6 protein-coding genes are annotated in these 9,014 nt (G+C 70.6%); all 6 read right to left on the reverse strand.

Translation table 11 applies throughout. The annotated features are described in order from the left end of the window. Position 1: 1 nt before the first annotated feature. The gene (gene ftsW / locus EBH09_RS09235) at positions 2–1,372 is read right to left on the reverse strand and encodes a putative lipid II flippase FtsW (RefSeq protein WP_121746547.1); all 1,371 of its coding nucleotides are present in this window, start codon (positions 1,370–1,372) and stop codon (positions 2–4) included. A 75-nt stretch (positions 1,373–1,447) separates the two neighbouring features. After that, entirely contained in the window at positions 1,448–2,863 is a 1,416-nt protein-coding gene (murD, locus tag EBH09_RS09240; RefSeq protein WP_121747307.1) for a UDP-N-acetylmuramoyl-L-alanine--D-glutamate ligase, read from the reverse strand. Positions 2,864–2,874: 11 nt separating this feature from the next. Next, positions 2,875–3,966: a phospho-N-acetylmuramoyl-pentapeptide-transferase gene (gene mraY / locus EBH09_RS09245; protein ID WP_121746548.1), complete on the reverse strand. Its 1,092-nt coding sequence runs from the start codon at positions 3,964–3,966 to the stop codon at positions 2,875–2,877. Then, the gene (murF, locus tag EBH09_RS09250; RefSeq protein WP_121746549.1) at positions 3,966–5,396 is read right to left on the reverse strand and encodes a UDP-N-acetylmuramoyl-tripeptide--D-alanyl-D-alanine ligase; all 1,431 of its coding nucleotides are present in this window, start codon (positions 5,394–5,396) and stop codon (positions 3,966–3,968) included. The genes mraY and murF overlap by 1 nt, the downstream gene beginning before the upstream one ends. A gap of 36 nt (positions 5,397–5,432) precedes the next feature. Further along, the gene (locus EBH09_RS09255) at positions 5,433–6,953 is read right to left on the reverse strand and encodes a UDP-N-acetylmuramoyl-L-alanyl-D-glutamate--2,6-diaminopimelate ligase (RefSeq protein ID WP_121746550.1); all 1,521 of its coding nucleotides are present in this window, start codon (positions 6,951–6,953) and stop codon (positions 5,433–5,435) included. A gap of 217 nt (positions 6,954–7,170) precedes the next feature. Continuing rightward, the coding region (locus EBH09_RS09260; RefSeq protein ID WP_153182640.1) for a penicillin-binding protein 2 at positions 7,171–9,014 on the reverse strand (1,844 nt) is incomplete at its 5' end.

The raw sequence follows: 9,014 nt of genomic DNA on the forward strand, positions 1-9,014 counted from the left end.
TTCACCGCTCTCCGGACGAACGCGCCGCCGAGGCGCGCCGTCGCATCGTGTTCCAACTCCGTGGGCTCCGCTTGGACCCGGTGCCCCCGGTTCCCCGCTTTCTACCAAAGCGAGGTTGCCGCAGCGCGAGCGCCGCCCGCGCACCGGGCTCGTCGCGGGCGAAGGCGATGAGCAGTCCGATGGCGAACATGGTCGGCAACAGGGCGGAGCCCCCGTAGGAGAACAGCGGGAGGGGAACACCGGCGATCGGCAGCAGCCCTAGGACCGCACCGATGTTGATCACGGCCTGGGCCGTGATCCAGGTGGTCACGCCTCCCGCGGCATACCTCACGAAGGGGTCCTCCGTGCGTCCGGCCACGCGGATACCCGCATAGCCTAGAGCCGCGAAGAGGGCGAGCACCGACAGCGTCCCCGCCAGGCCCAGTTCCTCACCGGTCACGGCGAAGATGAAGTCGGTGTGAGCTTCCGGGAGTTGGCCCCATTTCTCCACACTGGCACCGAGTCCGGAACCGAACAGTCCGCCCGAGGCCAGGGCGTAGATGCCGTGCACCGCCTGCCAGCAGGAGTCGCCGGGGCCGGGGTCGGTGGCGCCGATGCAGTTCAGCCGGGCCATGCGGTTGGGGCTGGTCTTGATGAGGATGAAGCCGAGCAGCACGGCGATCGACAGCACGCCGGCGAACAGCCGCGTGGGCGCGCCCGCCAGCCACAGCAGGCCGAACAGGATCGCCGTAAGGATGATCGCCGTACCCATGTCGCCGCCGAGCATGATGAGCCCGAGCAGCATGAAGGCGGCCGGCACCAGGGGCACCAGCATGTGCTTCCACTGGGTCAGCAGCCTCTTGTCCTGCTTGCGGGCCAGCAGGTCCGCGCCCCACAGCACCAGGGCCAGCTTGCCGAACTCGCTGGGCTGGATCTGGAAGGAGCCGCCCAGCGCGATCCAGTTCTGGTTGCCGTTGACCGCCATCCCTATCCCCGGCACCTGCACCAGGATCATCAGGAAGACGGCACCGGCGAGGATCGGGTAGGCCAGCGCCCGGTGCAGCTTCACCGGCATCCTCATGGCGGCCACCAGCAGTCCGGCGCCGATCAGCGCCGCGAGCGCCTGCTTGCGGAAGAAGTACGACCCGGGCAGCGAGAGCTGGAGCGCGGTGATCTGGGAGGCCGAGTAGACCATCACCAGGCCGAGCACGGTGATCAGCGCACTGCCGCCGAAGATCAGGTAGTACGCGGTCAGCGGCCGGTCCCAGGCGCGGCGCAGACGCAGGTACAGGCGGAGCACGGGGTTCTCGTGCGGCGGCCTCGGTGCCGGGGGGCGTTTGGCGGCCCGCTGCACGGGCGGACGTCCGGTACGGCTCTGGGGACTACCGGGCATCGCTGCCTCCGCTGTACGTCGGCATGGACCGTCCCACGCGTCCTCCCGAGGTCGCCCGGCGCAGAGGCGGCCGGGTCAGGCGCCGAGTTCGCGAACGGCCTCCGCGAACGCGTCACCGCGCTTGTTGTAGTTGGTGAACATGTCCATGGAGGCACAGGCCGGGGCCAGCAGCACCGTGTCGCCGGGCCGGGCGAGTCGCTGGGCCTCCTGGACGGCCTGGAGCATCGCACCAGTGTCGGTCCGGTCGAGGTCGACCACGGGTACTTCGGGGGCGTGTCGCGCCAGGGCTTCGCGGATCAGGGCGCGGTCGGCGCCGATGAGGACGGCACCGCGCAGGCGCTTCGCCGCTCCCGTGACCAACTCGTCGAAGGTCGCGCCCTTGGCCAGCCCGCCGGCGATCCAGACGATCGACTCGTACGCCGCCAAGGAGGCCTCGGTGGCGTGGGTGTTGGTGGCCTTGGAGTCGTCCACGTACGCCACACCGTCGACGTCGGCCACGTGCGCGATGCGGTGGGCGTCGGGCGTGAAGGCCCGCAGCCCGTCCCGTACGGCCGCGGCGGGGACGCCGAAGGCACGGGCGAGGGCGGCGGCGGCAAGGGCGTTGGCGATGTTGTGCGGGGCCGGCGGGTTGACGTCGGAGACCTCGGCGAGCTCCTGGGCGTTCTTCTGCCGGTCCTCGACGAAGGCGCGGTCGACCAGGATGCCCTCCACGACGCCGAGTTGACCCGGCGCCGGAGTGCCGAGGGTGAAACCGACGGCCCGGCAGCCCTCCTCGACGTCGGCCTCGCGGACCAGTCCCTCCGTGGCCTTGTCGGCGACGTTGTAGACGCAGGCGACGGTGTTGCCCTCGTAGACGCGGCCCTTGTCGGCGGCGTACGCCTCCATGGAGCCGTGCCAGTCGAGGTGGTCGGGGGCGAGGTTGAGGACGGTGGCCGAGTGGGCGCGCAGGGAGGGCGCCCAGTGGAGCTGGTAGCTGGACAGCTCCACGGCCAGGACGTCGTACTCCGTCTCGCCGGTGACCGCGTCCAGCAGGGAGACGCCGATGTTGCCGACGGCGGCGGTGCGCAGTCCGGCCGCCTTCAGGATCGACGCCAGCATCTGGACGGTGGTGGTCTTGCCGTTGGTGCCGGTGACCGCGAGCCAGGGTGCGGCTTTCCTGCCGTCCCGGCCGCGCAGGCGCCAGGCCAGTTCCACGTCGCCCCAGACCGGGACGCCGGCCTCCCCGGCGGCCGTGAACAGCGGCTTGGCGGGCTTCCAGCCGGGCGCGGTGACGATCAGCTCGGTGCCGTCGGGCAGCGTGTCCCCGTCGCCGAGGCGCACGGTGACGCCGAGCGCCTCCAGCTCGGCCGCCTGCGCCCGCGCGCGCTCGTCGTCGCCGTCGTTGACGACGGTCACGCGCGCGCCGAGGCCGTGCAGGACCTTGGCGGCCGGGACGCCGGAGACGCCGAGGCCGGCGACGGTGACGTGCTTGCCCTGGAAGTCGAAAGGCACCGAGGAGGAGGTCACTTGTCCGCTGCCCATCCCGCGTAGAAGAGGCCCAGTCCGACGATCACACAGATGCCCTGGATGATCCAGAAACGGACCACGACAAGGACCTCGGACCAGCCTTTGAGTTCGAAGTGGTGCTGGAGTGGCGCCATTCGGAAGACGCGCTTTCCGGTGAGGCGGAAGGAGCCGACCTGGATGACCACCGACATGGTGATCAGGACGAACAGGCCGCCCAGGATGGCCATCAGCAGTTCGGTGCGCGAGCAGATCGCCAGACCCGCCAGCACACCGCCGAGCGCGAGCGAACCGGTGTCGCCCATGAAGATCTTGGCCGGCGAGGTGTTCCACCACAGGAAGCCGAGACACGCGCCCATCAGGGCGGAGGCGACCACCGCGAGGTCGAGGGGGTCTCTCACCTCGTAGCAGGCGCCCGGGTTGGTCAGGGTCAGCGCGTTGGCGCAGGACTCCTGGAACTGCCAGACGCCGATGAAGGTGTAGGCGCCGAAGACCAGGACGGAGGCGCCGGTGGCCAGACCGTCCAGACCGTCGGTCAGGTTCACGCCGTTCGACATCGCGAGGATCATGAACAGCGCCCAGATGACGAACAGCACCGGGCCGATCGACCAGCCGAAGTCGGTGATGAACGACAGCTTGGTGGACGCCGGGGTGTTGCCGCGGTTGTCCGCGAACTGGAGTGAGAGCACCGCGAAGCCGATGCCGACGATCAGCTGGCCGGCCATCTTCGCCTTGGCCCGCAGGCCCAGCGAACGCCTCTTTACGATCTTGATGTAGTCGTCGAGGAAGCCGACCAGGCCCATGCCCACCATCAGGCCGAGCACCAGCAGGCCCGAGAAGGTCGGCCCCGCGTCCGCCTCCGGGTCCAGGTAGCTGGTGATCACCTTGGCCAGGAAGTAGGCGGCGACCGTCGCGAAGATGAAGGCGATACCGCCCATGGTCGGCGTACCGCGCTTGCTGGCGTGCTCGCGCGGGCCGTCGTCGCGGATGTACTGGCCGTAGCCCTTGCGGGCCAGCAGCTTGATCAGCAGCGGGGTGCCGACCAGCGTCAGGAAGAGGCCAATGACTCCCGCGAACAGGATCTGCTTCATCATCGGGCGGCAACCTCACCCTCGGCGCCGGTCTCCAGCAGCGCCGTCGCGACGCTCTCCAGACCCACCGAACGGGACGCCTTCACGAGCACGACGTCCCCCGGGCGCAGCTCGCTGCGCAACAGGTCGACCGCCGCCTGTGCGTCGGACACGTGCACCGACTCCTCACCCCACGAACCCTCGTTATATGCGCCCAGTTGCAGCCATTGGGCTTCCCTGCCCCCGACCGCGACGAGCTTGCTGACGTTGAGCCGGACGGCGAGCCGCCCGACCGCGTCGTGCTCGGCGAGCGCCTCGTCCCCGAGCTCGGCCATCTTGCCGAGCACCGCCCACGTACGGCCCCCCCTTGCCTGTGAGGCTTTGCCCATGGCGACGAGCGCACGCAGCGCGGCCTTCATGGACTCGGGATTCGCGTTGTAGGCGTCGTTGACGACCGTCACGCCGTCCGGGCGCTCGGTGACCTCCATCCGCCAGCGGGAGAGGGAGCCCGCCTCGGAGAGCGCGGTGGCGATCTCGTCTGCGGACATGCCCAACTCGTGGGCGACGGCGGCCGCGGCGAGCGCGTTCGACACGTGGTGCTCACCGTACAGGCGCATGGTCACATCGCTTGCACCGGAGGGTGTGTGAAGCCTGAAGGAAGGCTGTCCGTTGTCCGTGAGTCGCACGTTCTCGGCAGAGACGTCCGCTTCGTCGGACTCTCCGAAAAGGATCACCTTCGCCTTCGTTCGGGATGCCATGGCCCGTACGAGGGGGTCGTCCGCGTTGAGGATCGCGGCGCCGCCCTCCTCGGCCGGCGGCAGCGCCTCGACGAGTTCGCCCTTGGCCTGGGCGATCTGCTCCCGGCCGCCGAACTCGCCGATGTGCGCGGAGCCGACGTTGAGGACGAGGCCGATCTTCGGCGGGGTCAGCTCGCAGAGGTACCGGATGTGGCCGATGCCGCGGGCGCCCATCTCCAGGACGAGGAACCTGGTCTCCTCGGTGGCGGTGAGTGCGGTGAGCGGCAACCCGACCTCGTTGTTCATGGAACCCGGCGTGAAGACCGTGGGCGCCTCACGGCTCAGCACCTGGGCGATGAGGTCCTTGGTGCTGGTCTTGCCGGCGGACCCGGTGAGGGCCACGAGGGTGGTGCCGAGGCGCCGTACGACGTGGCGGGCGAGGGCGCCGAGGGCGGCCTGGACGTCGTCCACTACGACCGCGGGCACGCCGACGGGGCGGGAGCCGAGCACGGCCGCCGCACCCGCCTCGACGACCGCCGGCGCGAAGTCGTGGCCGTCCACCCGCTCGCCCACGAAGGCGACGAAGAGGCTGCCGGGCCCCGCTTCCCGCGAGTCCCGGACGACCGGCCCGGTGACCTGCACGGACGCGTCCGGTATGTCGTGCATCCGCCCGCCGACGACTTCTGCGATCTCGGCGAGAGAGAGGGTGATCACAAGTTCGTCCCCTGGATCAGCTGGATCATCGGGATTTCATCCCTGGGTCTTCTGGATGGCTTCGCGAAGCACCTGGCGGTCGTCGAAGGGCCGGACCACCCCGGCGATGTCCTGGCCCTGCTCGTGGCCCTTGCCCGCCACCAGCACGGTGTCGCCGGGCTCGGCCCGGGCGACGGCGGCGGCGATCGCGGCGGCCCGGTCCTCGAAGACCTGGACCTCGCCACGCTCGTGCGCGGGCACGGACGCCGCGCCCTGGAGCATGGTGGCGAGAATCGCGAGGGGGTCCTCGGAGCGGGGGTTGTCGGAGGTCAGTACGGCGGTGTCGGCGAACCGGGCCACGGCGGCGCCCATCGTCTCCCGCTTGGTGGTGTCCCGGTCGCCGCCGCAGCCGAGCACGGCGTGCAGCTTGCCCTCGGTGACCTTGCGCAGCGCCCTGAGAACGGACTCGACCGCGTCGGTCTTGTGGGCGTAGTCGACCACCGCGAAGTAGGGCTGGCCCTCGTCCACGCGCTCCAGGCGGCCCGGCACCCCCGGCACCGCGGCGACACCGTCGGCGGCCGTCTGCGGGTCGAGGCCGGCGGCGGCGAGGGCGACGATCGCGGCGAGGGTGTTCGCCACGTTGAACGGGCCGGCCAGCGGCGACTTGGCGGCGATCCGCTCGCCCTTCGGCCCGAGCACGGTGAACGTCGAGTCCAGCGGGCCGACCTCGACCTCGTCGGCGCGCCAGTCGGCGTCGGGGTGGCCCTCGGCGGAGTAGGTGACGACCGGGACGGTGGCCTCGTTCGCGAGGCGGCGCCCGTACTCGTCGTCGACGTTGACCACGCCGAACCTGCTGCGTTCCGGCGTGAAGAGCTGCGCCTTCGCCTGGAAGTAGTCCTCCATGCCGGAGTGGAACTCCATGTGCTCCGGGCTGAGGTTGGTGAAGACCGCGATGTCGAAGACGCAGGCGTCGACCCGGCCGAGCACCAGGGCGTGGCTGGAGACCTCCATGGCGACCGCGTCGGTGCCGCGCTCGCGCATCACCGCGAACAGTGCCTGGAGGTCGGTGGCCTCGGGCGTGGTGCGTTCGGACTTGATGCGCTCGTCGCCGATGCGCATCTCGACCGTGCCGATGAGCCCGGTGGACTTCGCCGTGCGCAGGCCGCCCTCGACGAGGTAGGCGGTGGTGGTCTTGCCGGAGGTGCCGGTGATGCCGATCTGGAGGAGATCGCGGCCGGGGCGGCCGTAGATCGTGGCCGCCAGTTCGCCCATCCGCGCGCGCGGGTCGTCGACGACGAGCGCCGGCAGTCCGGTGGCGGCGACGCGCTCCGCGCCGGCCGGGTCGGTCAGTACGGCGACGGCGCCGAGGCCGGCGGCCTGGGTGGCGAAGTCGGCGCCGTGGAGACGGGCTCCGGGCAGGGCGGCGTACAGGTCACCTGGGCGGACGGCGCGCGAGTCATGGGTGATGCCCGTGACTCCGGCGCCGCTGTCCGGCGCGGTGACACCCAGCTGGTCGGCGAGTTCCGCGAGGGGTGTGGCGGAGATCCGCCCCGGCCTGGGCGGTCCCGGGTAGGTCACGGGCTGGCCCTTCTGGGTGGTTTGGGACTGATCAGCGTGTGGCACGGCGGTGAGCGTACCGGGCGTACCCGCTTCCGGGCGAAGTGAGGCTGACGGACCGCTCTGGTTCCCGGGATCGGGGGTGATCGTTGTCACGGGTGGTTCCTGGTGGCTCGGTACTGAATCGGCGCTGGCTCGGTACTGGCTCGCTGCTGGGTCGGGGGCTGCTCGGTCCTCGTCAGGGTTCGAAGGTGACCGGGAGGTTCGCGGGGTCGGCCCCGGTCGGCGGGACCTGAAGGGTCTTCAGGGCGAACTCCATGACCTGCTTGTAGATGGGGCCGCAGATCTGGCCGCCGAAGTAACTGCCCTCGGTGGCGTTCTGGATGGCGCAGTAGACGGTGACGCGGGGCTTGTCGGCGGGGGCGAACCCGGCGAACGACGACGTGTACCCCTTGTACATGCCGGTGGCCGGATCCACCCGGTTCGCCGTACCCGTCTTGCCCGCGACGCGGTAGCCGGGGATGCGGGCCTTGGTACCGGTGCCCTCCTCGTCGTCGACTACGGACTCCAGCATCTGCGAGAGGGTCTTCGCCGTCTTCTCGCTGATCACGCGGGTCTTCTTGGGCTCGGGAGCCGGGGTGAAGCGCCCGTCCTCCTCCTTGGTGCCGCGCACGAGCGTGGGTTCGACGCGGACGCCGCCGTTGGCGATGGTCGAGTACACGGAGGCCGCCTGCAACGCGTTCACGGAGACGCCCTGGCCGAAAGGAATCGTGTACTGCTGCGAGGTCGACCACTGGTCGGGCGGCGCGAGGATGCCCTTGGTCTCGCCGGGGAAGCCGAGCCCGCTGTAGCCGCCCAGGCCGAACTTGCGCAGGTAGGAGTGGAGCACCTTGTTGGCCTCCTCCTGGGTCTTGCCCAGTTCGCCGGTGGCCATGATGGTGCCGATGTTGCTGGACTTGGCGAGCACGCCGTTGAGCGTGAGGTACCAGGTGGGGTGGTCGATGTCGTCCTTGAAGAGCCGGTCGCCGCGCTTGAGCCGGTTCGGGATGGTGAGGTGGGTCATCGGAGTGGCGGCTTTCTCCTCCAGCACGGCCGCCATCGACATCACCTTGGCGGTGGAGCCGGGTTCGAAGGCGTCCTGGAGGGCCGCGTTGCCCAGCGCGTCCGGATCGGCGTGGGCGAGGTCGCCCGGGTCGAAGCCGGGCGAGTTGGCCATGGCGAGGATTTCGCCGGTGGCCGTGTCCTGGACGATGACGTAGCCGCCGTCCGCCTTGGACTCCTCCACCTGCCGGCTGATGGCGTGCTGGGCGGCCCACTGGATGTCGCGGTCGATGGTGAGTTCGACGTCGCTGCCGGGGACGGCGGGCGTCTCGGTGGAACCGGCGGTGGGTACCTGGCGGCCGCCGGACTGCGCGTACCGGATCTTGCCGTCCTTGCCGGCCAGGGTCTCGTTCAGCTTCCGTTCCAGGCCGCCGCCGCCCTTGCCGTCCGCGCCGACCCAGCCGAGGATGCCGGCGGCGAGGTCGCCGCCCGGGTACACGCGCTTGCTGCTGGGGTCGGCGAAGACGCCCGCGAGGACGTTGACCACGGACTTGTCCGTCTCCGCCTTCTTGGTCAGCGCGGTCTTCAGGTCCTTGATCTGGTTCCAGACCTGCGGGGTCTGCCGGCGGGCGAGGCGGACGTAGCGCAGCTCCTTGTTCTTCGGGCGGAGCACGTCGACCAGGTCCCCCTGGTCCTCGCCGATGATGGGCGCGAGGAGCGCCGCCGCCTGCTCGGGACCGTCGCCGACCTTCAGCTGCTCACGGGTGAACATCGTGGGGTCGGCGGTGATGTCGTAGGCGTCCACTGTGCTCGCGAGGGCGACGCCGTTGCGGTCGGTGATCCCGCCGCGCTCGGCGGGCAGCGTGTGCACGACGTAGCGGTTCTGCTCGGCCTTGGCGGCGTACGTGCCGGCGTCGACGGCCTGCACCTGGAGGAGCCGTACGACGAAGGCGGACATCACCAGGGTCAGGGCGAGGCCGATCAGGCGCAGGCGCGGGCGGGGGCTGCCCAGCCGGATGGCGCGGGCCGCGGCCGGGCGGG

The organism is Streptomyces sp. E2N166, from assembly GCF_003671715.1.
In the GTDB taxonomy this organism is placed as follows: domain Bacteria; phylum Actinomycetota; class Actinomycetes; order Streptomycetales; family Streptomycetaceae; genus Streptomyces; species Streptomyces thinghirensis.

Excerpts from the sequence above, each read along its gene's own strand:
- ftsW (WP_121746547.1), bottom strand. The coding sequence starts at position 1,372 with ATGCCCGGTAGTCCCCAGAGCCGTACCGGACGTCCGCCCGTGCAGCGG.
- mraY (WP_121746548.1), bottom strand. The coding sequence starts at position 3,966 with ATGAAGCAGATCCTGTTCGCGGGAGTCATTGGCCTCTTCCTGACGCTG.